27 protein-coding genes are annotated in these 26,395 nt (G+C 72.1%); 20 read left to right on the plus strand and 7 right to left on the minus strand.

All coding sequences use genetic code 11. The features are described 5' to 3' along the window. Nucleotides 1-36: 36 nt before the first annotated feature. A complete protein-coding gene (locus ABD419_RS08430; RefSeq protein WP_344484399.1) occupies nt 37-1,335 on the minus strand; it encodes a BNR-4 repeat-containing protein in 1,299 nt (432 codons plus the stop codon). A 165-nt stretch (nt 1,336-1,500) separates the two neighbouring features. Here ABD419_RS08430 and ABD419_RS08435 point away from each other — a divergent pair, with 165 nt between their 5' ends. The 5 genes from ABD419_RS08435 (at nt 1,501) to ABD419_RS08455 (ending at nt 7,163) form a co-directional block, all read left to right on the plus strand. Continuing rightward, entirely contained in the window at nt 1,501-2,244 is a 744-nt protein-coding gene (locus ABD419_RS08435) for a GAP family protein (protein ID WP_344484402.1), read from the plus strand. 50 nt (nt 2,245-2,294) lie between these two features. After that, the gene (locus tag ABD419_RS08440; RefSeq protein WP_344484405.1) at nt 2,295-2,846 is read left to right on the plus strand and encodes a hypothetical protein; all 552 of its coding nucleotides are present in this window, start codon (nt 2,295-2,297) and stop codon (nt 2,844-2,846) included. A 160-nt stretch (nt 2,847-3,006) separates the two neighbouring features. Next, nucleotides 3,007-4,863, plus strand: a complete 1,857-nt coding sequence (locus ABD419_RS08445; protein WP_344484408.1) for an ABC transporter ATP-binding protein — start codon at nt 3,007-3,009, stop codon at nt 4,861-4,863. Next, a complete protein-coding gene (locus ABD419_RS08450) occupies nt 4,856-6,577 on the plus strand; it encodes an ABC transporter ATP-binding protein (RefSeq protein ID WP_344484411.1) in 1,722 nt (573 codons plus the stop codon). The genes ABD419_RS08445 and ABD419_RS08450 overlap by 8 nt, the downstream gene beginning before the upstream one ends. Nucleotides 6,578-6,686: 109 nt before the next feature. Further along, on the plus strand, nt 6,687-7,163 hold the full coding sequence (locus ABD419_RS08455) for a hypothetical protein (RefSeq protein ID WP_344484414.1): 477 nt from the start codon (nt 6,687-6,689) through the stop codon (nt 7,161-7,163). 7 nt (nt 7,164-7,170) lie between these two features. Here the strand turns inward: ABD419_RS08455 and ABD419_RS08460 are convergent, their stop codons facing one another. Then, nucleotides 7,171-7,452 carry a hypothetical protein gene (locus tag ABD419_RS08460; RefSeq protein WP_344484417.1) on the minus strand — a complete coding sequence of 94 codons (282 nt, stop codon included), beginning with the start codon at nt 7,450-7,452 and terminating at the stop codon, nt 7,171-7,173. Between the two features lie 338 nt (nt 7,453-7,790). Between ABD419_RS08460 and ABD419_RS08465 the strand changes: the two genes are divergently transcribed. Then, a complete protein-coding gene (locus ABD419_RS08465; protein WP_344484420.1) occupies nt 7,791-8,291 on the plus strand; it encodes a SitI3 family protein in 501 nt (166 codons plus the stop codon). 70 nt (nt 8,292-8,361) lie between these two features. On the opposite strand, the gene ABD419_RS08470 is transcribed toward ABD419_RS08465, so the two are convergent. Further along, the gene (locus tag ABD419_RS08470) at nt 8,362-8,595 is read right to left on the minus strand and encodes a DUF397 domain-containing protein (RefSeq protein WP_344484423.1); all 234 of its coding nucleotides are present in this window, start codon (nt 8,593-8,595) and stop codon (nt 8,362-8,364) included. A 13-nt stretch (nt 8,596-8,608) separates the two neighbouring features. After that, nucleotides 8,609-9,409, minus strand: coding sequence for a helix-turn-helix domain-containing protein (locus ABD419_RS08475; protein ID WP_344484426.1), 801 nt, complete (start codon nt 9,407-9,409; stop codon nt 8,609-8,611). A 179-nt stretch (nt 9,410-9,588) separates the two neighbouring features. On the opposite strand from ABD419_RS08475, the gene ABD419_RS08480 reads away from it, so the two are divergent. Beyond that, a complete protein-coding gene (locus tag ABD419_RS08480; protein WP_143034658.1) occupies nt 9,589-9,861 on the plus strand; it encodes a hypothetical protein in 273 nt (90 codons plus the stop codon). Next, nucleotides 9,854-10,210: a hypothetical protein gene (locus ABD419_RS08485; RefSeq protein WP_344484435.1), complete on the plus strand. Its 357-nt coding sequence runs from the start codon at nt 9,854-9,856 to the stop codon at nt 10,208-10,210. Before ABD419_RS08480 ends, ABD419_RS08485 begins: the two co-directional genes overlap by 8 nt. A gap of 201 nt (nt 10,211-10,411) precedes the next feature. Here the strand turns inward: ABD419_RS08485 and ABD419_RS08490 are convergent, their stop codons facing one another. Further along, nucleotides 10,412-11,299 carry a phosphotransferase gene (locus ABD419_RS08490; RefSeq protein ID WP_344484437.1) on the minus strand — a complete coding sequence of 296 codons (888 nt, stop codon included), beginning with the start codon at nt 11,297-11,299 and terminating at the stop codon, nt 10,412-10,414. Nucleotides 11,300-11,478: 179 nt separating this feature from the next. Between ABD419_RS08490 and ABD419_RS08495 the strand changes: the two genes are divergently transcribed. From ABD419_RS08495 to ABD419_RS08535, 9 genes are all read left to right on the plus strand, one after another. After that, a complete protein-coding gene (locus ABD419_RS08495; RefSeq protein ID WP_344484440.1) occupies nt 11,479-11,781 on the plus strand; it encodes a GNAT family N-acetyltransferase in 303 nt (100 codons plus the stop codon). A gap of 188 nt (nt 11,782-11,969) precedes the next feature. Continuing rightward, entirely contained in the window at nt 11,970-12,188 is a 219-nt protein-coding gene (locus tag ABD419_RS08500; protein ID WP_344484443.1) for a hypothetical protein, read from the plus strand. Between the two features lie 156 nt (nt 12,189-12,344). Continuing rightward, entirely contained in the window at nt 12,345-13,343 is a 999-nt protein-coding gene (locus ABD419_RS08505) for an LLM class flavin-dependent oxidoreductase (protein WP_344484446.1), read from the plus strand. Nucleotides 13,344-13,435: 92 nt separating this feature from the next. After that, nucleotides 13,436-14,173: an SDR family oxidoreductase gene (locus tag ABD419_RS08510; RefSeq protein WP_344484449.1), complete on the plus strand. Its 738-nt coding sequence runs from the start codon at nt 13,436-13,438 to the stop codon at nt 14,171-14,173. A gap of 158 nt (nt 14,174-14,331) precedes the next feature. Beyond that, entirely contained in the window at nt 14,332-15,402 is a 1,071-nt protein-coding gene (locus tag ABD419_RS08515; RefSeq protein WP_344484452.1) for a LacI family DNA-binding transcriptional regulator, read from the plus strand. A 92-nt stretch (nt 15,403-15,494) separates the two neighbouring features. Beyond that, nucleotides 15,495-16,805, plus strand: a complete 1,311-nt coding sequence (locus tag ABD419_RS08520) for an ABC transporter substrate-binding protein (RefSeq protein WP_344484455.1) — start codon at nt 15,495-15,497, stop codon at nt 16,803-16,805. A gap of 61 nt (nt 16,806-16,866) precedes the next feature. Beyond that, entirely contained in the window at nt 16,867-17,772 is a 906-nt protein-coding gene (locus ABD419_RS08525; RefSeq protein ID WP_344484458.1) for a carbohydrate ABC transporter permease, read from the plus strand. Further along, nucleotides 17,769-18,602, plus strand: a complete 834-nt coding sequence (locus ABD419_RS08530) for a carbohydrate ABC transporter permease (RefSeq protein ID WP_344484461.1) — start codon at nt 17,769-17,771, stop codon at nt 18,600-18,602. The genes ABD419_RS08525 and ABD419_RS08530 overlap by 4 nt, the downstream gene beginning before the upstream one ends. A 52-nt stretch (nt 18,603-18,654) precedes the next feature. Beyond that, on the plus strand, nt 18,655-21,468 hold the full coding sequence (locus tag ABD419_RS08535) for a family 78 glycoside hydrolase catalytic domain (protein WP_344484463.1): 2,814 nt from the start codon (nt 18,655-18,657) through the stop codon (nt 21,466-21,468). A gap of 90 nt (nt 21,469-21,558) precedes the next feature. Here ABD419_RS08535 and ABD419_RS08540 read toward each other — a convergent pair whose 3' ends face one another. Beyond that, nucleotides 21,559-22,251, minus strand: a complete 693-nt coding sequence (locus ABD419_RS08540; protein ID WP_344484466.1) for an NADPH-dependent F420 reductase — start codon at nt 22,249-22,251, stop codon at nt 21,559-21,561. A gap of 12 nt (nt 22,252-22,263) precedes the next feature. Further along, a complete protein-coding gene (locus ABD419_RS08545; protein WP_344484468.1) occupies nt 22,264-23,130 on the minus strand; it encodes a CPBP family intramembrane glutamic endopeptidase in 867 nt (288 codons plus the stop codon). A gap of 131 nt (nt 23,131-23,261) precedes the next feature. Here ABD419_RS08545 and ABD419_RS08550 point away from each other — a divergent pair, with 131 nt between their 5' ends. From ABD419_RS08550 to ABD419_RS08560, 3 genes are all read left to right on the plus strand, one after another. Further along, entirely contained in the window at nt 23,262-24,575 is a 1,314-nt protein-coding gene (locus tag ABD419_RS08550; RefSeq protein WP_344484470.1) for a sensor histidine kinase, read from the plus strand. Further along, the gene (locus tag ABD419_RS08555; RefSeq protein ID WP_344484473.1) at nt 24,551-25,225 is read left to right on the plus strand and encodes a response regulator; all 675 of its coding nucleotides are present in this window, start codon (nt 24,551-24,553) and stop codon (nt 25,223-25,225) included. The genes ABD419_RS08550 and ABD419_RS08555 overlap by 25 nt, the downstream gene beginning before the upstream one ends. Nucleotides 25,226-25,306: 81 nt before the next feature. After that, nucleotides 25,307-26,344 carry a LacI family DNA-binding transcriptional regulator gene (locus ABD419_RS08560; RefSeq protein ID WP_344484476.1) on the plus strand — a complete coding sequence of 346 codons (1,038 nt, stop codon included), beginning with the start codon at nt 25,307-25,309 and terminating at the stop codon, nt 26,342-26,344. Nucleotides 26,345-26,395 lie beyond the last annotated feature (51 nt).

Below are 26,395 nucleotides of genomic sequence, written 5' to 3' on the forward strand. Positions count from 1 at the left end.
CGACGCGGGGCCCGGCCGGTCGGCCGGGCCCCGCGGTCAGTCCTCCCGGGGGAGGTCGCGCAGGACGACCTCGCAGCGGTAGTGCTGCGAGGCGGTCATCTCGCCGCGGAACCACAGGAGCGGGACGCGAGAGGGGTCGCCCGGGGCGGCGATCGGGCGCAGATTGTCCACATCAGAGTTTTCGGTGACCGGGGTCCACGTCCACGTGGCGCCGCCGTCGCCGGTGCGGGCGTGGAAGATCTCGTGGTGCGCGAGGACCGATCCGTCGCGGGGGTCGACCGACGTCGAGACGTACACCGAGTCGATGTCGTACGGGTCGATCGAGGCGAGGCCCGTGTAGTCCTCCTCGTGCGGCATGAGTCCGGGCCCGGCCTTCGCGAGCTCGTGCACGGTCCATTCGCCGCCGGGTGCCATGCGCGCGTAGAAGAACCGCAGGTCCGGGTGGGCCTTGCGGCGCTCCAGGTGCTCCTCCTCGCCGGCGCGCGCGGTCAGGACCGCGGCGACGGAGGCGTCGGTCCCCTGGCGGACGTCGGTGGTCCAGCAGTGCGAGATGCGCACGCCGTCCCACCGCGACCCGGCCTGGAGGATCGTCGTGAGCTCCACTTGGGACGGCGCCTCGCCGCTGAGCGCGTCGGCGTCGACGACGGTGCCGTCGCTGCGGTGGAGCACGCCCTTCTCGATGTAGCCGTGGTAGATCGAGTTGTCGTAGTCGCGCGGGTGGTGGTCGGTGGTGATCAGGTCGACGCGGTCGCCGTCGCCGTCGTAGCGGGTGTAGCCGTTGACGTACCCGACCTTCGGGCGGGTGAACAGCTTGCCCGCGTAGGCCCAGGTGTCGCCGTCGTCGTCGGAGACGAGGGCGCACTGGTCGTCGTTCACCGCGCGGGCGAAGCAGTAGAGGCGCCCGCCGATCGACCGCAGGTTCGAGTAGGTGACGCCCGCGCCGCCGGTGAGCACCGACCAGTCGAAGGCCTTCTCGGGGCCCCAGCGGGTCGGGTCGCCCGGTTCGCTGACGCGCCAGCGGGTCAGGTCGTCGGTCTTGTGCCTGGTGTAGACGGCGAGCCAGCGGCCGTCGGCGCGGCGCCACAGCGCGGGCACGTCGTGGTCGTCGGATTCGAGGCGCTCGTGGAGGACCACGGTCTCGCTGGTGCCGGCCCGCAGGTCGACCACGGACAGCTCGACGTTCCCGGCCCGGGCCTCCCCGCCGGGGCCCTCGGGCGCGGCGATCGAGCCGACGACGAGGGTCTGCGTCGCGGGGTCCACGAGCGCGCGCTCGTCCTGGAACCAGCACCAGGCCCCGTTGTCGTTGACGATCAGGGGTGCGGGGTCTCGGTTCATGGGGTTCCCTCCATCGGCATCGTCGCCCATGCCGAGGACCCTATCGGAAAGCGCTATCCATGACCAGTCCCCACCTTCGGTCTGCCACCAAAGGCGCAGTCCCCGCGCCGAAGATCGATCCCGCGGCCGACGCCCGGACCCCTCCCGGCTCCCTACGCTCGGCACATGGACCTCGCCATGGCCGCCTCACTGGCCGCCCTCGCCCTCATCGACTCGACGAGCTTCGGGACCCTGCTCATCCCGATCTGGCTGCTCCTCGCGCCCGGCCGCGTCAAGGCCGGCCGCATGCTCGTCTACCTCGGCACGATCGTGGTCTTCTACTTCGCGGTCGGCATGGTCGTCGTCCTCGGCGCCACCACGTTCATCGACGACCTCGGCGCGCTCATGGACACCCGGCCCGCGACCTGGGTCCAGCTCGCCGTCGGCATCGGCCTGCTGATCCTCAGCTTCCGCTTCGACTCCAAGAAGTCCAAAGAAGGCGGCGGCCGCATGGGCCGCTGGCGCGAGCGCGCCCTCGGCATCGAGGCCGACGCGCCCGGCACCACCGCGACCCGCACCAGCGCCCTCCCGCTCGTCGGCCTCGCGCTCGGCGCCGCGACCCTCGAAGTCGCCACGATGCTCCCGTACCTCGCCGCCATCGGCATCGTCACCACCTCCGGCATCGGCCCCGCCGCCACCACCGCGACCATGGCCGGGTACTGCCTCGTCATGGTCCTGCCCGCGCTCGTCCTCCTGACGGCCCGCCTCGTCGCCCGCAACGCCGTCGAGCCCCTCCTGGTCCGCATGAACGACTGGATGACCAGGAACGCGGCCTCCACCACCGGCTGGATCGTCGGCATCGTCGGCTTCCTCGTCGCCCGCGACGCCGCCTGGCGCCTCGGCCTCTTCGAGATGCTCTTCAACCGCTAGTGGCGGGCATGGCGCATGCTGGAAGGTCCCCCGCAGACGGGAGCAGCGCCATGACCAAGCCGAGCTACCGGCCGCCCGAGAGCATCGGCCTCGCGCGAGGACTCGCCGCCTGCCAGGCGATCCTCCTCGTCGCGGTCGGCGAGACGCTCATCGGCCTCGACTGGTTCGGGTTACGCACGCTCCGCCTCCTTGACCTGGTCGGCTTCCTCGAGATGGGGTCGTTCTTCGACCACCTCGCCTTGACGGCGGCCGTAGCCCTCGGACTGCTCGTGTTCGGCGTCTTCATCGGGGTGTTCGCCTGGGGCGTCGGTGAAGGCCGGCGCTGGGCGCAGGTCGGCATGATCGTGCTCCAGACCGCGCTCGCCGCAGGCATCGTCGGCCTCGGCCTCGGATTCCTGGGCACCGACGAGCTCTGGGCGCCGTTCCTGACGGCCGAGTTCGCGGCGCCGTCCGCGATCATCGCCCTGGCGCTCACGAGGCCGAGCGCCCGGCAGTGGATCCGCCAGGGCGGCACCGCCCCCTGGTACCGCTGGTACTACGCGCAGCGCACCGTGCGGCGGCGGCCCCCGCGCGCCAGGCGGCCGGTCGACGACGGCGACTGAAGCCCCCAGTGGAGGCCGGGGCGGCCGCATCGCACCGCGACCGGCGGCCGCGACCGCCGGACGGCGGGCCTGACCGGATCGTGGCGTGGGCGGCCTCATGTTGCGCCGGAGGTTAGGTATGCCTAATATTCGGGGGACTCCCGAACCCAGACAGGAACTCATGAGGCTGCCCGTCCTGCTCCAGGCCCCCGCTGATCCGATTCCGGTGCGGCCCATCCGTATCGACGCCAAGACCACGCCTCGCCGGCTGACGCTGCGGGTGATGGCCGCCGCGCCGCGGCAGATCTGGCCGGCGTCGATGCTGCTCGTCATGCACCAGGTCGGGGAGTCGCTCGTCCCGGTCATCATGGGCTTCGCGATCGACCAGGCCGTCGCCACGGGCGACCCCGTGCGGCTCGCGCTCTGCGTGGCGCTGCTCGGCGCCGACTTCGCGCTGCTCAGCTACAGCTACCGCTTCGGGTCCCGGTTCGGGCTCCTCGGGATCGAGGCCGTGCAGCACCGGCTGCGGACGCTGGTCGCGGACCGGCTGCTCGACCCCAAGGGCGTCAAGGGCCGGGCGGGGCTGCCCGGGGTGTCGCTGTCGATCGCCTCGTCGGACGTCACCAACCTGGCCCGCGCCGTCTCGATCGTGCCCTGGCCCGCGGGGGAGCTCGCCGCGGTGCTGCTGTGCGGCACCATCCTCATGGTCCTGTCCTGGGAGCTCGGCCTGATCGTGCTCCTCGGCGTCCCGCTCCTGCTCTTCATCATGGACCGCGCGGGCGGGCCGCTGCGCCGCCGCAGCCACGACCAGTCCGCGCTCGCGGGCGAGGCCTCCGGGAAGGCCGCCGACCTCCTCGCCGGGTACCGGGTCCTCTCCGGCCTCGGCGCGCAGTCCGCGGCCGCCGACCGGTATCGCAAGGCCAGCCGCGACGCCCTCGACGGGAGCCTCCACGCCGCCGGCGCCCAAGGCGTCTACACCGGCTCGATGAACCTCGCCTCCGGCCTGTTCGTCGCCGGGCTCGCCCTCGTCGCCGGGCTCCGCGCCCTCAACGGCGACCTCACCATCGGCCAGCTCATCACCGTCGTGGGCCTCACCCAGTTCATCATGGGCCCCCTCGGCACCCTCGCGAAGAACGCCGGCGCGATCTGGGCCGGCGCCCTCGCCTCCGCCGAGCGCGTCCTCTCCATCCTCCAGCTCCCGCATCACGAAGCGGCCCACGGCGACGCCGTGCCCGAGACCGGCGACGGCAAGCTCAGCCTCACCGGCGTGCGCACCGCGAACCTCGACGGCCTCGACCTCCAGATCGCCCCCGGCGAGTGCGTCGGCCTCCGCGCCGCCCCCGCCGCCGCGGCCGACCTCGCCGCGCTCCTGTCCGCGGGCGCCGCACCCGACGCCGGGACCGTCGCCTGGCAGGACCGGCCCTTCGCCGAGTACGACCTCGACGCCCTCCGCCGCACCGTGCTCGTCGTGCCCCACCACGCCGCCCTCTTCGACGGCACCATCCTCGACAACATCGGCCTCCTCACCGCCGACCGCACCGCGATCGACCGGGCCCTGGAAGCCGCCGACTGCGCCGAGATCGTCGATGCCGCCCCCGACGGCCTCGACACCCAGGTCGGCGAGGACGGCCTGCGCCTCTCCGGCGGCCAGCGCCAGCGCATCGCCCTCGCCCGGGCCCTCGCCCAGCAGCCCCCGCTCCTGGTCCTCCAAGACCCGACCACCGCCGTCGACTCGGTCACCGAGTCCCGCATCGCCGAACGGCTCCGGGCCGCGCGCGGCTCCCGCTCGACCCTCCTCATCACCGACGCCCCCGCGCTCCTCGCCGTGTGCGACCGCGTCGTCGAGATCCCCGGCGCCGCACCGGCAGACGCTGGAAACGCCGATGCCGCGCCGGCAGGCATCGGAAGCGCCGAGCCGACCGGTTCCGCAAGCGCCGCACCGGCCCCCGCCGGAGACCCCGTCCCCGAACCGGCCGCCGCCGCGACCCCCGATGCCGACCTTGCCCGCGCCGAGACCCAGGTGAAGCCCAATGAGTGACGACACCCGCGAGACCCTCCCCCTCGCCACCGCCGCGCAGGTCCGCTCCGAGATCCGCCTCGCCCTCAAGGGCGGCACCGGCAAGGTGGTCGGCGTCGTAATCCTCCTGACCCTCGGCTCCGCCGCCGGGCTCGCCACCCCGTGGGCCCTCGGCGCCCTGGTCGACGCCGTCGCCGAAGGCACCGCGACCCACGACGCCGACCGCATCTGGCTCCTCGCCGGGATCATCGCCGCCGGCGCCCTGTTCGCCGCGCTCTTCGACGGCCTCGGCCAGGTCGGCGCCACCCGCCTCGTGGAGCGCGTCCTCGCCTCCACCCGCGAGCGCATGGTCGCCCGCGGCCTCGCCCTCCCGCGCGCCGCCCTCGAACGCGCCGGCGCGGGCGACCTCGTCTCTCGCGCGGGCGACGACGTCGCCGTCATCGCCGAGTCCGCCCCCTACGTGGTCCCGGCCGTCACCGGCTCGGCCTTCACCATCGCCACCACCGTGGTCGGCATCGCGGTCCTCGACTGGCGGTTCGCGATCAGCGCGCTCGTGCTCGTCATCCCCATCTACGCGTGGACGCTGCGCTGGCACCGCCGCAACGCCCCGCAGATCTACGAGGCCGAGCGCGCCGCCATGGCGACCCGCGCCCACCACCTGCTCGCCTCGCTGCGCGGCATCGAGACCGTCCACGCCTTCGGCCTCTCGGGCCCGCACGGCAAGCGGATCCTCCTCGCCTCCTGGGCCGTCAGCATCTGGGCGGTGCGCGCCCGCACGATCATCAACGGGTTCTTCGCCCGCATCAACCTCGCCGAGTTCCTCGGCATGAGCTCGATCCTCGTCGTCGGCTTCTGGCTCGTGCGCGAAGGCCACGGCACCGTCGGCGCCGCGACCACCGCGATGCTGTTCTTCCTGCGCCTGTTCGGGCCCATCAACGAGCTCATGTTCGTCGTCGACGAGCTCCAGTCCTCGCTCGCCTCCATGCGCCGCATCGTGGGCGTCATCCACGCGAACGAGTACACCGCCGCCGAGCGCCCCGCGCCCGGCGACGCCGCGGCCGACGCCACCGGCGTCCGCTTCGAGTACCTCCCCGGCCACCCGGTCCTCGACGACGTGTCGTTGCGCATCGGCCCCACCGAGACCGTCGCCCTCGTCGGTTCCTCCGGCGCCGGGAAGTCCACGCTCGCCGCGATCGTCGCCGGGGTCCTCGACCCCGGCTCGGGCACCGTGGCCGGCACGGCCGCGCTCGTCACCCAGGAGGTCCACGTCTTCGACGGGACCCTCCGCGAGAACCTGGACCTCGTCAAGCCCGGCGCGACCGACGACGAGCTGCTCGCGGCCCTGCGCCGCGTCCGCGCCGAGTCCCTGCTCAACCTCCCCGACGGCCTCGACACCGGCATCGGCGACCGCGGCACCGAGCTCACCCCGGCCCAGGCGCAGTCGCTCGCGCTGGCCCGCATCGTGCTCCTCGACCCGCCGCTGGCGGTCCTCGACGAGGCGACCTCCGAGGCTGGCAGCGCCGACTCCGCGGCGCTCGACCACGCCTCGGTCGCGGCCCTCGACGGCCGCGCGGGCCTGCTGGTCGCCCACCGCCTCGACCAGGCCGCCAAGGCGGACCGGATCGTGGTGATGGAGAAGGGCCGCATCGTGGAGGAAGGCGTCCACGAGGATCTCGCCGCAGCCGACGGCCCGTACGCGCGGGCCTGGAGCCTCTGGACGCGAGGCCGCTCCTGAGCCGCAGCTCATAATTGAACGTGTTCAGATTTCCGGTACGATCGTCTTCCGAGACCGGGCCCGCCGGGTGCCGCCCCCCGCGGACCCCGGTCCCGGAGAAGAGGTCCCGATGCGATTCCCCACCCCGCCGCTCCGCACGACCGCAGCCGCCGCACTCGCCGCGCTCGCGCTCACCGGCTGCTCCGCGATCACGCAGTTCAACGCCTACCCCGGCGGGCGCCAAGACCGCGACGACCTCAACGGCACCTGGCAGAACGGCGCGGGCCAGACCATCGAGTTCACCGGCGACTCCGACCTCACGATCACCGGCGACGCCTTCGGGCCGGGCGAAGGCCTCACGGTCCCCGGCGGCGAGGCCGACGGCGAGTGGGAACTCTGCTTCGACCTCGCGGAGCTCGAAGAGAAGACCGCGGACGACCCCGCCGACACCGGCGAGTGCACCATCAACTCGACCGGGAACTGGCTCATCGTGGACATCCCCGAGGTATGGCAGGGCTACCTCGTCGTCGTCCTCGACGACGAGGTGCGGCTCCACTTCCACACACCCGGCGAGGGCCGCGACGACGACTACTTCACCAAGCGCTAGGTCGTGTTCACGAATGCGGTGTTCGGTCGATGAGGGTCGCGATCCGGATCGCTATAGTCGCCACAACTGGTAAGCCCCGTATCAGAGGAGTCTCTTCGTGACCGGTATCGACGAGGCTGCCGGTGCAGTCGACGGTAATGCCGAACAGGCTCGCGAACTCACCGGCGGCATCACCGCCTCCAAGGAGATTCTCGACGCTCTCGCCGGCGCGCTGGCCGGGCTTGGCGTCGATACGAAGGCCACCGAAGCCAGAGCGGCGAGCGACCGAGCGGAAGAGCTCGCAGGCCACGCCAATACGCTCGCCGACGCTCTGGACTCGCTACGGGCACAGGTGGATGCGCTTCGCGGTTTACTGGCCGCTCATGGAGGTGTCGCCGCCGGTGCGACAGGCGGGAAGGGGCCTCCTCACCCGTCTCGGCAGTCGCCTGCCTCCCGTGGCACCGTCACGAGGCCGGCTCATCCGCCAGACCCTGCACGGCGGCCCAGCGGCCCGGCACTGCGGCGCGAGTCCCGCCCAGATCCGGGAGCGTCTGGTACGCGATCCGATCCGCGGCCTCGAGGAGATCAAGATCGTCCAGCGCGGTGCAGTCACACAGTTCTTTCCCTGGGATTCGGAGGCCGATTGACATGGCGATCGAGTATCACTTCGAGGTGTCACCGGTGCTTGACGCGCCTGCGATGCTCGACTATCTCGCGGAGCTGCTCGGCTGCGAGGAGCGCTTCGAGGAACCTGGCGCTCCCGCCCGAGCAGGCAGGAAGGAAGTCGTCCTGACCGCTGCCGAGTGGGGCCGGGACGAGGAGTCGGACATGGCCGACCTGTTCGGGACCGACCGGATCACCAGCCTGACCTTCCGAATGAACAAGTTCCTCACTAGCGAGGAGAGCCACACGATCTTCCACGACATGATCGCCGCCTGTGTCCAGTTCTTCGAGGACCACCCGGGAGCGAAGGGCCTCTTCAGCTTCCAATACGAGGACATCTACCTGCAACGCCTCGCCGACGACGGGATCGTCCTGAGCGAACGCTTGCGCGAACCCGACTTCAACACCGGCGACAGGTTCTCCGACGTGCTCTCGCGCTATTCGTCGCGCGCGCTCGGCATGGTCGAAGACCACCTCTCCCGCTGAGGAGAGCAATGCCTCCGAGGAATGCCGAACGGCCCCCGGTGACGCGGGGGCCGTTCGTGTTGCAGCACTTCTAGCGCTTCGCCTCAGCGAGGAACGCGGCCCAGTCGGCGGCCGAAGCCTCCAGGATCGGGGAGGACTCCCCGAGCTTGGTGTCCCGGACCTGGGCCATGCCTGCGTGAGCGCGGGCCTCGACGCACTGGCCCCCCTGGCCGTTGCTGCGTGAGGACTTCTTCCACCTGGCCTCGAGGCAGGCGCCACCCTGACCGTTGCTGCGTGAGGACTTCTTCCAGTTTTCTGTCAGCATTGCTGGACTCCACTCATCTCAGCCGCTCGGCTTTCGCGAGCGTGTCCGAGAATACGTCACGCACCCGGTCTGTCTCCTTGTTGGCTGCCTCGTAATGAGCGCCGAATGGCCCCTCGTGGTAGCCGACGTCCCGCGCATCGCCGTCTTCGAATCCAAGAATTTGGTAGGACCCGCTCATCGAGGGGTGGAAGCCTTGTGTCGGCAGGATATAGACCTCGATGTTGGGCCGCTCGTTGTCTTCCCTCAGCCGCAATAGCTGGTCGTCGTACAAGTCTGTTCCCCGCATGACATCGAGTGAGTATTGCGTCTGGATCACCCGCAGTCGGGCGGGGTTCGTCTGCTTGAGCACGCTCTCGCGACGGCTGGCTCGCAGGTCGAGTGACTCCTCTATCTGCTTGAGCGTCAACAGACCTTCTGCCTCCATGATCGCTTGGCCGTAAGCGCGCGTTTGAAGAAGCCCCGTGACATATGCGTCTTCGAAGATGTCGATCGTGGTCGCCAGCGGTTCAAGCTGCCTCAACCGCTCGAACCACCTCGGCCCGCTGTCGCGCCAGGTGTTCGGCGAACCCTGTCGAATCTGCTTGGCCTTTGCCTTCGCCTCCGCGATCACATACTCTGGCGCGCCATATTCGCGGAGCAGGTCCCCGACGATCATGGGCTCCATGTACACGAGCCTGCCCGACTCGTAGGAACCGATGATGTCCTTCGTTGTTCCGATAGCGATCGCGGCGGCTTCCCGGCTCGAGTATCCGGCCCGAATGCGCCAGCGAGTCAACACGTCACCGAGGTCTCGTTGCAAGAATCCTGCACCCATGCGCACATTTTTCCAGGGCGCGATGCTTGAGTGTCAAGCGCGAAACCGGGTGGGATTTCCACTTGGATTTCACCACGACATCTCCACTCGGTATCTCCACCAGGCAATTTGCTACTAGATTGCGCCGCTGACCAGCGCTTATGTTGGTGTCCACTGGTGGGAGTGAGAGGAGCTTTCCCATGGCTGACACAGAAGTGCGGCGCGGTTCGTTCGACATGGATGGATCTCGGTTCGATGTGTGCGCGTCGAGCGCCTTCGCTCCGGAGGCGATGCGCGTGTACCCGGCGGGCGACCGGAGCGTCATCGCCCTCGTCGTATCCGGCCTCAATTCCGGTGACCTGAAAGCGAGTTGGGGCTCAGGGTGGGGCGCTTACCCGGAAGCGTGGCGCGAGGACTTCGAGGAGCGCGCCTATCGCGCCTACGTCTCCCGCGTGCGGGTGTGCAATGGCTAGCGTCGCGGCGGCCGGCGAGGGGCCGTACAACCTCCGGTCCGACGGAAAGCCCGGGATCGACGGCTACATAGGCGACTTCCGTTTGGGCCCTGCCGTGTTCACGCTCTACTGCCTCGGCACCCATCCGGCCGATGCCGCGCGCATCACGGAGTTCCTGGTCGATGTGGACGACAGCGCGGGCCCGCGCGAATGCTGCCGCTTCACCGACGACTCCGACGGCGTCGCCGAGTGGGCCCGCACCTGGCAGGACGACCCATGGTGCCCCGAGATCCTGAAGCGCTGCCGGGGACTCATCGCCGCACACGGCAAGGGCGAAGAAGGCTCGGCGCGCTGGCGGCCGACCGGATGAGACCAGGCGGGGCGCACCTCCCCAGGACCGCTCCCCGCCTTCCCGCGCTGTGACCGACCGCGCGCCTTCCACGCGCAGTCGGGCAGCGCAGTCGCCGGGCCATGGGTGGATGGCTCGGCGCGGTCCCGCCGCACTTGGTTCGGGGGCGGGACCCGGGCCGCGGCCTGCTGTGACGAGCAGGCCGCGGCCCTTTCCGACTGTTCAGGGCCGGAGCCGGGACTCCGCCAGGTCCAGGTGCCAGTCGACGGTCTCGGGCGGCGAGGATCGGATCGCGCGGTCCAGGTGGTGGAGGAGCCAGTGGGCCCAGTACCGCCGCAAGGTGTCCGGGGAGAGCCGCTCCGCGAGGAGGTCGTCCAGGCGGAGTGCCGCCGCCGTCTCGACAGGATCGGCGTCAGGGGAGCGGACGAACCACTCCCGGTCGAAGCGGGTCTGCACGAGGGCGAAATGGCGGTCGCCGCGGAAGACGCCCATGTTCCAGTCGACCACGGCGGTCGCGGCGCCGTGCGCGTCGAACAGGACGTTCGCACCGGACAGGTCAATGTGGACGAGGTCGGTGCCGCTCGGCTCCGGTGCGCCCTCGGTGATGCCGACGATCCGGTCGAGCACGCGTCGGCCGCGCGGACCGTGCCCGCCCAGGGTCGCGTGCCGGGGATCGGGGGAGCCCCCGCGGTCGCGGCACAGGGGCGGCCTCGGGACCTCGGGTCGGGCTGCGAGGGCGTTCGCGAACCGGTCGTTGACCGCCACGATCGCCTCCATCCGGGCCGGGCTCAAAGGTTCGGGCGGTGCGCTCGGCAGGCGCTCCTGCACGAAGCACACGCCGTCGCCGAGCTCGACCGCCAGGTCGTGCCGCGGGACCGGAAGCCCCTGGCCCCGGACGTGCTCCAAGATCGCGACCGTCAGGTTCGCCTCGGCGAGGGAGCCGCTGAAGCGGGTGACCACGGCCGGGCGGCCGTCAGGCCATTCGGCGTAGATCGCGCCGCCGAGCTTCCCGAACAGCGATCGGCCGGTCACCGTCAGGCCGGCGTTTGTGCGCCGGTTGATCTCCGAGACGAGCTGGTGGTCTTGCGGGGATGCGGGGGAGTCGTTCACGTGGGCCACCCTATGCCGACCCCGACCGAGGAGGCTCGACCCCGCGGCAGCGCTTCCGCGCCCCGAGCACGGCCGGTGCCGACGCGGGGGCGTGTGGGGCAACCGGCCGCTTCTGGGTAACCCCTCCGGGAAACCGCACTAGGGTGATCGCAAGACGCCCGCGACCTGAAGGAGCACTCATGACCGTGGAAGTCACCGATGCACCCGAGCAGCACCGCTGGGAAGCCCGTATCGACGGCGAACTGGTCGGCTTCGCGCAGTACAAGCGCCACGACGGCGCGATCACCTTCTTCCACACCGAGGTCGAGCGCGAAGGCGCCGGCGTCGGCACCGCACTCGTCCGCGCCTCCCTCGACGCCGCCCGCGAAGCGGGCGAGCAGGTCCACCCCGTCTGCCCGTTCTACGCCGGGTGGATCGAGCGCCACCCCGGGTACCAGGACCTCGTCCACGAGGAGGCCGCCCGCCTGGGCGAGGAGGACTGACCTCCGGCGGGGCCTCCGCCAGGGCCCCGACAAGGTTCCGACAAGGGCCGCGAAGGCCCCGAGCACTCCTGATCCGCGACCCTGAACAGCGGCCTTGACCTGCGGCCGTGCCGAACCCGTGCAGGTTCCGTGCGACCGTGCCCGAGAGTCGACTGCGAACCAATCGAACTCCTCAGAACGGAACGCACATGGCCTCCAACCACCTGCGCCGCGCACTCGGCTCCGCCGCGGTCGCCGCCATCATCGGCAGCTCACTCTTCACCTTCGCCGCCCCCGCCTCGGCGGGCGACATCTTCTTCGACGGCTCCGTCTCGTCCGTCGGCATCTCCAGGACCGTCTCGGCCGCCGGGGCCGACGACCCGGTCGACCCCGACCGCCTCTGCAAGGACCACACCTGCGAGGACTAGACCCGGGCGCCCCGGACACGAGCGAACCGGGGCGTTCGCACCGCTTCGTGGTGACGAGGGTCATGGAGCGGTCGGACCGAGGTCCGGGATTGCCGGGGCGCCTCCGGGCGTTGCCCGAGAGGCGCCCCGCAATCCGCACCCGAAAGGCGGCCGTCCATGCCAGTAGCCCTGTCGATCCTCGACCTCGCACCGATCGCGCCGGGCCGGTCGGCCCGCGACAGCTTCGCGGCGAGCGTCGAACTCGCCCGCACCGCCGAGCGGAGCGGGTACTCGCGGGTCTGGTACGCCGAGCACCACAACATGCCGACGATCGCCTCCAGTGCGACGAGCCTGGTCATCGGTCACGTCGCCGAGCACACCGACACCATCCGCCTCGGCGCCGGCGGCATCATGCTGCCCAACCACTCCCCGCTGGTGATCGCCGAGCAGTTCGGCACGCTGGAGACCCTGTTCCCCGGCCGCATCGACCTCGGTCTGGGCCGCGCGCCCGGAACCGACCGCCAGACCATGCGGGCCATCCGGCGCGACGCCACCTCCTCCGACACGTTCCCCCAGGACGTGCTCGAACTCCAGGGCTACCTCCGCGGCGAGTCCCGCATCGAGGGCGTCCAGGCCGTGCCGACCGCGCCCACCGAGGTCCCGCTGTACCTCCTCGGATCCTCCCTCTTCGGCGCGCAGCTCGCCGCCCGCCTCGGCCTGCCGTACGCGTTCGCCTCGCACTTCGCGCCCGACGCGCTCCACGACGCCGTCGCCGTCTACCGCGAGGAGTTCCAGCCCTCCGAGCAGCTGTCGGAGCCGTACGTCATCGCGGGCGTCAACGTGTTCGCCGCCGAGTTCCACGACGAGGCCGACGCCCAGCGCCGCGTCTCCTACCGCAACCGCGCCCGCGCGTTCATCAAGCGCGGCCCCTCCGGCGACGGCGAGTACTCCGACGACGAGATCGACCAGTTCCTGGCCTCGCCCGGCGGCGAGCAGCTCTCGGCCATGACCCGCTACACCGCCGTCGGGAACCCCGACGAGGTGCGCGCGTTCCTGGAGTCGTTCGCGCTCTCGACCGGCGCGAACGAGCTCATCACCGCCCACCACGCCGAGCGGATCGAGGACCGGCTCCGCTCGGTCGAGCTGACCGCCGAGGCGATGGGCGTCGCCGGGTAGGACGTCACACCCGCCTCACGGGCACTGCCCGTGAGGCGGCGCGTCTCCTAGGCTGTCCCCCGATCGAGCCCCCTTCACGAGAGGCCAAGGCCATGGGACCGCTGTCGGACACCACCGTGCTCATCACCGGCGCGTCGCGCGGGATCGGCGCCGCCACCGCGCGGCTGCTCGCCGCCGAGGGCGCGCACGTGCTGGTCAACTACCGCGACAAGGCGAAGCGCGCCGACGCCGTGGTCGCCGCCATCGAGGCCGCGGGCGGCACCGCGGCCGCCGTGCGGGCCGACATCACCGACGAGGCCGACCTCGACCGCATGTTCGCTGGGATCGACAAGCTCCAGGTCCTCGTCCTCAACGCCTCGGGCGGCCTCGAACGCGACGTCGACCCCGGCTACGCCCTCCGCCTCAACCGCGACGCCCAGGTGGCGCTCGCGTCGAAGGCCCTGCCGCTCATGGCGGACGGCGGCCGGATCGTGTACGTCACCAGCCACCAGGCCCACTTCGCCGACAGCGACCCCGGCGAGCTGGAGGTCTACGCGCCCGTCGCCCGGTCCAAGCGCGCGGGGGAGGACGCCCTGCGCGCCATGCTCCCCGAGTTCGCCGCCCGCGGCGTCGACTTCGTGACCGTCTCCGGCGACATGATCGAGGGGACCATCACCGCCACCTTGCTCGAACGCGCCCAGCCCGGCGTCATCGAGCACCGCCGCGCGGCCGCCGGCGGCCTGCTCACCGTCGAGGAGTTCGCCGCGCACGTCGCCGACGCCGCGACCGCCGCGATCGAGTCCGGCGAGGTCGTCCTCGCCGGCGGTCCCGGCGCCTGGGCCCGGGACTGACCCGGAGCCCAAGCGGCCCAAGACATCAGAGACACGGACCCGTCCGCGCGGTGCGCGGGCGGGTCCTCCGCGTCCGGGAGAAACTTCGAGCCGCACTCTTGTAGATCGGTCTACGTCATGTGTAGATTGATCTACACCAATCCCCAAGGAGGCTCCAAGTGGCATCGAGACCACCGACCGGCTCGGTCACCATCGAGGACGTCGCACGCGAGGCGGGCGTCTCCCGGGCGGCGGTCTCCAAGGTCATCCGCAACGCGTACGGGGTCAGCCCCGCCATGAAGGCCCGGGTGACCGAGGCGATCGAGAAGCTCGGCTACCGCCCCAGCGTCTCGGCCCGGGGGATGCGCGGGGCCACGTTCACCGTCGGCTTCGAGATCCCCGAACTCACCAACCCGTTCTTCCCCAAGCTCCTCGCGGGCGCCACCGCCGCGATGGCGGGCACGCCGTACCAGCTCGTCATCGCCCCGGCCGACCCCGAGCACGGCGAGGGCTACCGGGCCATCCAGGCCCTGGTCGACCGCCAGGTCGACGGCGTCATCGCCGTCTCCCCGATGGTCGACCCGGAGTGGCTCGAAACGCTCGCCGCGACCGTGCCGGTCGTCATGATCGGCCGCCACGACCGCGCGAGCGGCTACGACACCGTCGTCAACGACGACGAGGACGGCGCGCGCCAGGTCATGCGCCACCTGCTCGACCTGGGCCACAAGGACATCGCGCACCTCACCAGCGTCCCGCTGAAGGCCGCGCCCGCACCGGGCGTGCCGCAGGCGATCCGCCTGGAGGTCTACCGGACCGCGATGCAGGAGGCCGGTCTCGCCGACCGCGTCCGCGTCCTGTCCACCCCGCACGGCGTGCTCGACGCCCGCGAGGTCGTGCTCCGGCTCCTCACCGAGCCCGACCGGCCGACCGCGGTGTTCGCCTGCCACGACGAGCCCGCGCTCGGCGTGCTGCACGCCGTGGCCGACGCCGGGCTGACCGCGGCCGACGTCTCGGTCGCCGGATACGACGACATCGAGATCGCCGCGCACCCCGGCATCTCGCTCACCACCGTGAACCAGGACGGCGAGCGCATGGGCCGCCTCGCCGCCGAGCTGCTGCTCGAACGGATCGCCGGCAGGTCCGAGCCCCGGCACGAAGTGGTGCGGCCCGAACTCGTGGTCCGCGCCAGCACCCGCCCGCCCCGCCCCCGCGGGGGCGCCGCCCGCCTCCGCGCGGTCGGCAGAACCTGACCATTCCCCGATATCCACCGCAACCGCTTATCCCTCATGAAATGAATCGTTCCAATCGGGACGATCGGGCGTCACCAATGGAGGTCACGACCATGTTCTCGACCCAACCCCTCCGCCGCTCCGCGGCGGGAGCCGCAGCGGCGCTGACGGCCGGACTCGCCCTCACCGGGTGCTCCACCGGCGGCGACGACGAAGGCACACTGAACATCCTCATCGACAACTCCGAGGCCACCGGCCAGCTCATGCAGGCGCTCGCCGACGCGTACACCGAGGCGCACCCCGACGTCGAGATCGAACTCGAACTCCGCCCCGGCGGCACCGAGGGCGACAACATCGTCAAGACCCGCCTCCAGACCGGCGACATGACCGACCTGTTCTTCTACAACTCCGGCTCGCTCCTCCAGGCGCTCGCACCGGACCAGACCCTCGTCGACCTCGCCGGCGAGTCCTACATGGACGTCGTCACCGACACGTTCAAGGACGGTGTGAGCGCGGGCGACGCGCTGTACGGCGTCCCCGTCGGCCACGCCGTCGGCGGCGGCGTCCTCTACAACCTCGCCGCCTACGAGGAGCTGGGCCTGGAGGTGCCGACCACTTGGGACGCCTTCATGGCCAACAACCAGGCGATCCTCGACGCCGGGAGCGCCGCGCCGGTGATCCAGACCTACGGCACCGAGTCCGCGTGGACCTCGCAGCTGTTCATCCTCGCCGACAACTACAACGTGCTCGCGGCCGAACCGGACTGGGCCGACGAGTACACCGCGAACGAGGCCCACTTCGCCGACACGCCCGCCGCCGCGGCCGGGTTCGAGCACCTCCAGGAGGTCAGCGAGGCCGGGTTCCTCAACGAGGACTTCGCGTCCCTGACCTACAGCGAGGGCCTCGCGGCGCTCGTCGCGGGCGAGGGCGTGCACTACCCGATGCTCACCACCGCGCTCACCGAGATCGAGGCCACCGATCCCGAAGCGCTGGAGGGCATCGGCTTTTTCGCACTCCCCGGGACCGACGCCGCGAACGCGGGCCTGACCACCTGGCTGCCGGCCGCGCTGTACCTGCCGCAGTCCACTGAGGACCAGGGCCCGGCCCAGGACTTCCTCGCGTTCGTCGCCTCCGTCGAGGGCTGCGAGGCCCAGTCCGCGGGCGCCACCGTGCTCGGCCCGTACTTCATCGACGGCTGCGCCGTCCCCGAGGACGTGCCCCCGGCCGTCACGCAGCTCCAGGCCTACTTCGACGCCGGGCTCACCGCCCCGGCCCTGGAGTTCCTGTCGCCGGTCAAGGGCCCGGCCCTGGAGCAGATCACCGTGGAGGTGGGCTCCGGCATCCGCTCGGCGGCCGACGCCGCGGCCCTCTACGACGAGGACGTCAAGAAGCAGGCCCAGCAGCTCGGCCTCGAAGGCTGGTAGGCCGCACCGATTCCCGCCGCGCCCGACCGGGTCGGGCGCGGCGATCCACAGGAGACGCCTCATGACGACCACCGCCCTCGCACCGCCCCGCCGCCGCACGCGCCGCGCCGGACACCGCGGCCACTACCCGCTCTGGTTCTACCTGCCCGCCGGCGTCGTGTACGGCGTCCTGTTCATCGTCCCCACGATCGCCTCGTTCTACTTCGCCTTCACCCGCTGGAACATGTCCGGCACCGAGTTCATCGGCTTCGAGAACTTCGCGCTGTTCTTCAGCGAGCCCTACCTGTTCCAGGGCCTGGTCAACACCTTCGTATACGGCCTGCTCACCTCCGGGCTCAAAGTAGTGCTCGGGATGCTCCTCGCGGTGTTCCTCACCTCCGAGATCATCGCCCGCGGGTACCTGCGCTCGGTGATGTTCTTCCCGACCCTCGTCAGCACCGTCGGCGTCGGCATCACCTTCACCGTCCTCATGGACCCGGGCGACGGCCTCATCAACCAGGCCCTCGCCGCCGTCGGCGTCGCCGGGCCCGGCTGGCTCACCGACCCCGACCTGGCGCTCATCTCGGTCGCGCTCGTCGACGTGTGGAAGGGCGTCGGCCTCGCCACCCTCATCTACATCGCCGGGGTCGTGGCGATCCCGCAGGAGTACTTCGAGGCCGCGAAGGTCGACGGCGCGACCGCGTTCCAGAACCTCCGCCACATCACGCTCCCGCTGCTGCGCCCGGCGACCGCCACGGTCATAGTCCTCTCGCTCATCGGCGGCCTGCGCTCCTTCGACCTCATCTGGGCCATGACCCAGGGCGGTCCCGGATTCACCTCCGACGTCGTCGCCTCGGTGATCTTCAAGCAGTACCAGGCCGGGTTCTGGGGGCTCTCCAGCGCCGGGAACGTGGTGCTGTTCCTGCTCGTGGCCGCGCTCATGGTCCCCCTGTACTGGAAGCTCAACCGCAAGGAGGTGGAGCAGTGAGGCGCCGCCGCACCGCCGGGGTCGTCTCCGGCACCGTCGCGATCGTCCTCTCCGCGGTCGTCTTCCTCGTCCCGTTCGCGTTCATCGTGCTCACCGCGTCGAAGACCCGCGCCGAGTCGGCGCTGCGGGAGTTCTCCCTGCCCACGGAGTGGGCCATCTGGGAGAACCTCGTCGCCGTCGTCCAGGCCCGCGACTACATGCTCATGGCCGCGTTCGTGAACTCCACGATCCTCACCGTCGCGAGCGTGTCGATCATGGTCGTGCTCGCCGCCATGGTCGGGTACGTCATGCAGCGGCGCCCCAGCCGCCTGACGCCTTGGCTGAACGCGCTCGTCCTGGCCGGGCTCATCATCCCGCCCGCGGTGGTGCCCACGATCTGGGTCCTCCAGGGACTCGGCCTGTTCCGGACCCTCCCCGGCCTCGTCCTCATCGAGGTCGCCTACGGGCTGTCCTTCTGCGTCCTGCTGTTCCGCGCGTTCGTCGCCACCATCCCGCGCGAACTCGACGAGGCGGCGGTCATCGACGGCGCCGGGCCGATCCGGCTGTTCTTCCGGGTCGTCTTCCCGCTGCTGCGGTCGGTGGTGTGGACCGCCGTCATCGTCCAGTCCGTGGCCGTCTTCAACGACTTCCAGAACCCGCTGTACTTCCTGCCCGGCGACTCGAACGCCACCGTCCAGCTCACCCTCTACAACTTCCGCAGCCAGTACACGACCCAGTGGAACCTGCTGTTCATGGACATCCTGCTCATCACCATCCCGCCGCTGATCATGTACGCCTTCTTCAACCGCCAGATCGTCGCCGGGCTCACCACCGGCGCCGTCAAGGGCTGATTCACCGCTCGCCAGCTTCGCCGAGACTGGCTGAATAGCAACAGGAGACCCGATGCACGTCCACGACCTGCACACCGAGTACCGCACCAGCTCCCCGTTCACCGCCGCGGCCCGGCCCCGGCTGTCCTGGAAGACCGCGACCGCCGCCCCCGGCTGGATCCAGGCGGCGGCCGAGATCGAATGGCGCCGCGCGCAGTCCGAGGCCCCCGGCGAGGCCGTCGCCACCGCCCGCGTCGAAGGCCGCGGCTCGGTCCTCGTCGACTGGCCCTTCGAGTCCCTCCTGCCCCGCGAGCGCGGGACCCTCCGCGCGCGCACCCACGGCGAAGACGGGTCCACATCAGACTGGAGTGCGCCGCTGGAGATCCGGGCCGGATTCCTCGCCGACGGCGAGTGGCACGCGAAGTTCGTCACCGTCCCCGAACCCGCCGACGTCGGCCAGCCGATGCTCCTGCGCCGCGAGTTCACCGTGCGCCCCGGCCTGCGGACCGCCACCCTGTACGCGACCGCGCGCGGCGCCTACCAGGTCGAGATCGGCGGCGCCCCCGTCGACGCCGACCGCCTCAAGCCCGGCTGGACCGCCTACCGCGACCGGATCGTCTACGAGACCACCGACGTCACCGACCTCCTCCGCGAGGGCCCGGCCGCGATCGGCGCCGCCCTCGCGGGCGGCTGGTACACCGAGCGCTTCGGCTTCCACGGCCAGGCCAAGCCGTTCTACGGCAAGTACCCGTCGTTCGCCGCCCAGCTCCTCCTCGAATACGAGGACGGCGACGACGAGCTGATCGCCACCGGCGACGGGCCCTGGCGCGCGACCGCCGACGGGCCGATCACCGCCAGCGGCATCTACGCGGGCGAGTCCCACGACGCCCGCCGCGCCCTCCCCGGCTGGTCCTCGCCCGGCTTCGACGACGCCCGCTGGCTCGACGCCCGCCCCGACCCCGCCAAGGCCCTCGTCCCCGTGCCGCGCACCGCGCCGCCCGTGCGCGCCACCGAGGAGCTGCCCGTCCAGGAGGTCCTCACCACCCCCAGCGGCCGCACCGTCGTCGACTTCGGACAGAACCTCGTCGGGCACCTGCGCATCAGGGTCCGCGGCCGCGAAGGCGACACCGTCGTCCTGCGCCACGCCGAGGTCCTGGAGCACGGCGAGCTCGGCACCCGGCCCCTGCGCCACGCCAAGGCCACCGACACGTACACCCTGGCGGGCAACGGCACCGAGACCTGGGAGCCCGACTTCACCTTCCACGGCTTCCGGTACGCCGAGATCCAGGGCTGGCCCGGGGAGTTCGACCCCGCCGACGTCACCGCCGTCGTCGTCCACTCCGACCTCGCCCGCACCGGCCACTTCTCGTCCTCGAACGAGCTGCTCGACCGCCTGCACGAGAACGTGGTCTGGGGGATGCGCGGCAACTTCGTGTCCATCCCCACCGACTGCCCGCAGCGGGACGAGCGCCTCGGCTGGACCGGCGACATCCAGGTCTTCGCGCCCGCCGCGAGCTTCCTGTTCGACTGCGACGGCTTCCTCGCCTCCTGGCTCGAAGACCTCGCGATCGAGCAGACCGAGGACGGCTCCGTGCCGTTCATCGTCCCCGACGTGCTCGACTCCGCCGGGACGCCCGCCGCGGCCTGGGGCGACGCCGCCACCGTCGTCCCCACCGTCCTCTTCGACCGGTTCGGCGACCGCGCCGTCCTCGAACGCCAGTACCCGAGCATGCGGGCCTGGACCGACCACGTCGCCGCCATCGCGGGCGAGCGCCGCCTCTGGGAGGGGCGCTTCCAGTTCGGCGACTGGCTCGACCCCGACGCCCCGCCGGAGCACCCCGCCCGCGCCAAGGCCGACGCCGACATCGTCGCCAGCGCCTACCTGTTCCGCTCCGCGAGCCTCACCGCCCGCGCCGCCGGCCTCCTCGGCCGCGACGGCGACGCCCGCGACTACGGCACGCTCGCCGACGAGGTCCGCGACGCCTGGCTCCGCGAGTACACCACGGCCGCAGGCAGAACCGTCTCCGACGCCCCCACGGCCTACGCCCTCGCGATCGAGTTCGGCCTCGTCACCGACGCCGAGACCCGGCAGCGCATGGGCGACCGGCTCGCCTGGCTGGTGCGCCGCGCCGGGTACCGGATCGGCACCGGGTTCGTCGGCACCCCGATCATCCAGGACGCCCTCGTGCACACCGACCACGCCGAGACCGCGCGCCGGCTCCTGCTCCAGACCGACAACCCGTCCTGGCTCTACCCGGTCACCATGGGCGCCACCACGATCTGGGAGCGCTGGGACTCCATGCTGGAGGACGGCACGATCAACCCGGGGGAGATGACCTCCTTCAACCATTACGCGTTCGGGGCCATCGCCGACTGGCTCCACCGCACCGTCGCCGGACTCGCCCCGCTCGAACCCGGGTACCGCCGGATCGCGGTCGCCCCGGTCCCGCTCGCGGGCCTCGACCGCGCCTCCGCCCACCTGGAGACCCCGTACGGGCCCGCCGAGGTCGGCTGGGAGGCCGAGGGCGGCCGCGTCCTCGTCCACGCCGCCGTCCCGCCGAACACGACCGCGCTCGTGACCCTCCCGGGCCGCGAACCGGTCGAGGTCGGCAGCGGCGAGCACGAGTGGGCGATCGACGACCCGCGCAGCGAGCCGCGCGGGCGGGGCCTCACGGTCGACTCGCGGCTCTCGGACCTCATCGAGGACGCCGCCGCGCACGACGCCGTCCTGCGCGCCGTCGCGGCCGTCGACCCCGAGCGGGCCCGGCAGTTGCGGCGCGACACCGAGTGGACCGAGCACCGCACGCTCCTGGGCGAGCTGACCCCGGCGTCCCCGGCGGTCCTCGCCCGCGTCGAGGCCGCGCTCGCGGACCTCAAGCGCGCGTAGCGGACCGCCGCGACGAGGCGCCGCCCGCGCCCGACGAGGCCCGGACACGCCGAAAGCCCGGGACGCCCGTCCCGGGCTTTCGCGTCGTTCCTACATGTCGCGGTAGCGCTTGGCCGCCTGGAGCAGCGGCTCCAGGATCTCCGGCGTCACCTGCCGCGGCGGCGGGACGGCGTCGAAGCTGAACTTCGCGGTGAAGAACACCCCGTACGCGGGGGTGTCGCGCTGGAAGCGCCAGCCCTCGGCGAGCGGTCCGGCGTCGTAGGCGCCGTAGCCGAGCGAGTCGAGGAAGTCGGTGACGGCCCGCTTCGCGGCGGCGTCGTCGCCCGCGATCGCGAGCACCGAGCGCTCGGGGTCGCCGGCCGGGCGGGCCAGCTCGCCCACGTGGCCCTGGTAGATGTTGTTGAAGCCCTTCACGACGAACGACTCCGGCAGGTGCGCCTGGAGCAGCTCGCTCACGGTCGTCGACTCGTCGTCGAGCTCCGGGATATGCCCGTCGCGCTCGGGGTAGTAGTTGTTCGTGTCGAAGACGACCTTGCCGCGCAGCTCCTCGACCGGAACCGTCCGGTACGCCTTCAGCGGGATGGTCACCACCACCAGGTCCCCGGCCGCCGCGGCCTCCTTCGGCGTGGCGGCGCGGGCGTTCGGCCCCAGCTCCGCCACGAGGTCCGCGAGCGTCTCCGGCCCGCGGCTGTTGCTCAGGACCACGCTGTGCCCCGCCTTGACGGCGAGGCGCGCGATGGCGCCGCCGATGTTGCCGCTGCCGATCAATCCGATTGTGCTCATACCAGTGGGAAACTAGCGCACGGCTGCCGGAATTCCCCCGCTAAGGGTGTTCTGCGCCATCTCCGCGTCCCGCAGTCGTCCCGTCAGCAGGATCCAGGCGCACACGACCGCCAGCGGCGCCGCCTCCAGCAGGTTCACCTGCCAGCCCGCGAAGCCCCCCTGCACGACCAGCAGCGGGTGACCGAACGTGCCGATGACCAGGTTGTTCCCCGCATGCGCCAGGCACGCGACCCACACCGACCCCGATCGCAGGAACAGCCACGCCAGCACGACCGCCTGGAGCACGATCTGCACCGTCCACGTGGCCGCCGTCAGCGCCGCGTCCTCCCCGCCGGTGTAGTCGGTGAACACCAGCGGGTAGTGCCACGCGGCCCAGACCAGGCCCGTCACCAGGGCCGCGGACAGCGGCCCGCGCCCGACCCGCTGCTGGAGGTAGCCCCGCCACCCGAACTCCTCGCCCCAGAACACCGGCATCGCCAGGACCGGCCCCACCAGCGCGAGCCCCAGCACCGCCGCCCACGGCAGGTCCGCCCCGAGCGCCTGCTCCGGCAGCGGCCCGAACTCGGGCCGGAGCCCGCCGACGGCCGCCGCCAGGGCCACCGAGGCCGCGAGCATCACCGCCGGCCCGGCCCACGCGAGCAGGTAGTACCGCCCCGCGGCCCGCACCCGCAACCGCCCTCCGGCGTCGGCGAAGCCCTCCTTCGCGACCCACTTCCGCACCACCAGCGCCGCGACCGCCGGCGCGAACGCCACCGGTAGCTGGAGCAGCGGGTTCACCAGCGACCCGTCGAGCACGAAGTAGACGAACGCGATGCCGCCCCAGGCGGTCCCGAACGCGATGAGCAAATAGGCGATGACGCCGGTTCTCCTGTGTCCCATGGCGATACGAAACCACCTGCGCAGCCGCAGGTCACTACGCCCAGGCATCGACTCCGGGTATGGCCAGGCATACCCCCGGGCTACGGCTGGACCCATTGGCCCCGGCCCCGGGCCCGGTTACCGTGGGGCCCATGAACGAGGACCCGCAGACCGCGCTGGAGGCGCTCGCGCGGCGCCGCCTCCCGGCCACCGCCTGGCCGTGGCGGTCCGCGCTCCACCTCCTCGCGATCCTCCCGGTCGCCGCCGTCGCCTTCGCGCTCTTCGGCGTCCCCTGGGTCGTGCTGGCCGCGCGCCTCGGCGAAGGCGGCCTCGGGATCGCGGAGGCCGCGGTGCTCATGCTCATCGGCCTCGCGCTCGCCGCCGTCCTCGGCCCGCCCGCCTCCGGGCCCCTGGCCCGCGCCGCCCTCCGCCGATTGCCCAGAGTGGACCACCGGCCGGTCGAGCCCCGCCGCTCCGCGGGTGGCCCGCTCGCCCGCTACACCGACCCCGGCGCGTGGCTGGAGACCGCGTACGCCTGCGCGCTGGCGTTCGCCTCGCCCGTGCTCGGCCTCGCCGTGCCGCTCACCGCGCTCCTCGCCGCCACGCTCCTCGCCAGTCCGGTCCTGGTCATCGCGCAGGAACCCGGCGACCTCCCGATCGCCCTCGGCTTCGGACAGGTCCACACCCTCGGGCAGACCCCGCCCTACGTCGCGCTCGGCCTCGCGCTGGCGGCGGTCCTCCCGTATCTCGCGACGCTCCTCGCGGGCGTCCACGCCGCCGTCGCCCGCGCCCTCCTCACCGGCGGCCCCGCCGAGGACCTGCGCGCCGAACTCGTCGAGGTCTCGCGCTCGCGGACCCGGCTCGCCGACGCCTTCGAGGCCGAGCGGCTGCGCATCGAGCGCGACCTCCACGACGGCGCGCAGCAGCGCCTCGTCGGCCTCACCCTGAAACTCGGCCTCGCCCGGCTCGACCTGCCGCCCGACTCGCCCGCCGCCGCGACCGTGGGCGAGGCCCACGACCAGGCCAAGCACCTCATGGCCGAGCTGCGCGAGCTCATCCACGGCATCCGGCCGCAGATCCTCACCGACCTCGGCCTGGCCGCCGCGATCGGCGAGCTCGCCGACGCCTCGCCCGTCCCGGTCGACGTGGACGCCCGCCTCGACGGGCGCCTGCCCGGGCAGGTCGAGCACACCGCGTACTTCGTCGTCGCCGAGGCGCTGACGAACGTGGCCCGGCACAGCGGCGCGGCCGCCGCCGCGGTCACCGCCCGCGTCCTCGACGGCACGCTCACCGTGGACGTGCGCGACGACGGCCGCGGCGGCGCCGACCCCGGCCTCGGCACGGGCCTGACCGGCCTCGCCGACCGCGTCGCCGTCGCGGGCGGCAGAATGCTGCTGTCCAGCCCGGCCGGCGGCCCGACCGTCCTACGAGTGGAGGTGCCGTGCACCGAGACCCGCACCGCGTAGTCCTCGCCGAGGACGGCGTCCTGCTCCGCGAAGGCCTCGCCGGGCTCCTCGAGCGCTTCGGCTTCACCGTCGCCGCCGCGGTCGGCGACGCCGAGGCCCTGAAGGCGGCCGTCGCCGAGCACCGGCCCGGCATGGTCGTCACCGACATCCGCATGCCCCCGGGCTTCACCGACGAGGGCCTGCGCGCCGCCGTCGAGCTGCGCCGGGCCGATCCGGACCTCGCCGTCGTCGTCCTCAGCCAGTACGTGCAGCACCGGTACGCCGCCGACCTCCTGGACTGCGACCTCGACCGCGGCGGCGGCCGCGGCATCGGGTACCTGCTCAAGGACCGCGTGGTCGACGTCGAGGAGTTCGTCGACGCCCTGCGCCGCGTCGCCGCGGGCGGCACCGCCGTCGACCCGCAGGTGGTCAGCCAGCTGCTCAAACGCCGCCGCGACCCCCTCTCGGCCCTGTCCGCGCGCGAGCGCGAGGTCCTCTCGCTCATCGCCGAGGGCCGCTCCAACGCCGCCATCGCGCGGCACCTGTTCGTCTCCGAGGCGGGCGTGGGCAAGCACGTCGGCGCGATCCTCGCCAAGCTGCGCCTGCCGCCGACCGAGGACACCAACCGGCGGGTCCTCGCCGTCCTCGCGTACCTGCGGGACGCGCCGTAGAACGCGAGCATCCCACTTGACCGGCCCGCGACTTTATGCTTAAAATCGCCCGCGGCGCGACGGCATGGAAGGAGGCGGCGCATGGGCACCACCCCCGACGGGCGGCGCAAGGCCAGCATGGCCGACGTCGCCGACCGCGCCGGCGTCTCCGTCATGACCGTCTCCAACGTCATCAACCGCCCCGAGGTCGTCGCCCCCGCCACCCGCGAGAAGGTCCACGCCGCGATGGGGGAGCTGCGCTACCGCAACAACCTCGTCGCCCGCAGTCTGCGCCTCGCCCAGCCGCGCCAGATCGGGTACGTGCTCCCCGCCCCCGACACCGCCGGCAACCCGTACATGGACGTGTTCCTCCACGACCTCGCCGTCGCCTGCCAGGCCGCCGACCGCAACCTCACCCTCATCACCCAGCGCGACACCGAGACCCTCATGACCGCCTGCGAGGACCTGTACTTCGGCCAGTCCGTCGCCGGGTTCGTCATCTCCAACGTCGGCTCCGACGACCCCCGGCCCGTCGAGCTCCGCCGCCGCGGCATCCCCTTCGCCGCCTACGGCCGCACCGGCGAGGCCTTCGACAGCCCCTGGTCCTGGGCTGAAGGCGATGCGGCCCAGGGCATCGAGCTCGCCGTCCAGCACCTGCGCGACCAGGGCCACCGCGAACTCGCCTTCGTCGGCGCCAACCACGCCAGCGAGACCATGCTCCAGCGCGAGACCGGCTACCGCGCCGCCTGCGCCCGCCTCGGCCTCGACTCCTCCACCGCCCCGGACCGGATCGTCCACTCCGGCAGCGACCTCGCCGAGGGCGTGCGCATCACCGCCGACCTGCTCGACTCGCCGTCCCCGCCGACCGCGATCGTCTGCAAGGCCGACACCCTCGCCGCCGGCGCCGTCATCACCCTCCAGGCCCGCGGCCTCGCCCCCGGCCGCGACGTCGCCGTCACCGGCTACGACGACACCCCCCTGACCTCCTTCGGCCCGGTCGGCATCACCTCCGTGCGCCAGGCCTCCGCCGCCATCGCCGCCGAACTCGTGCGCCTGGTCATCGACCGGCCCGAGACCCCCGAGCACGTGCTGCTCCCGCCGACCCTCACCGTCCGGTCGAGCACGGACCCCGGCGCATGACCGGAACCGCGCCCGCCGGCCGCCGCCGATTTATAAGCTCACAACGCACAA

Origin of the sequence: Glycomyces endophyticus (genome assembly GCF_039531525.1) — a bacterium.
Lineage (GTDB): Bacteria > Actinomycetota > Actinomycetes > Mycobacteriales > Micromonosporaceae > Glycomyces > Glycomyces endophyticus.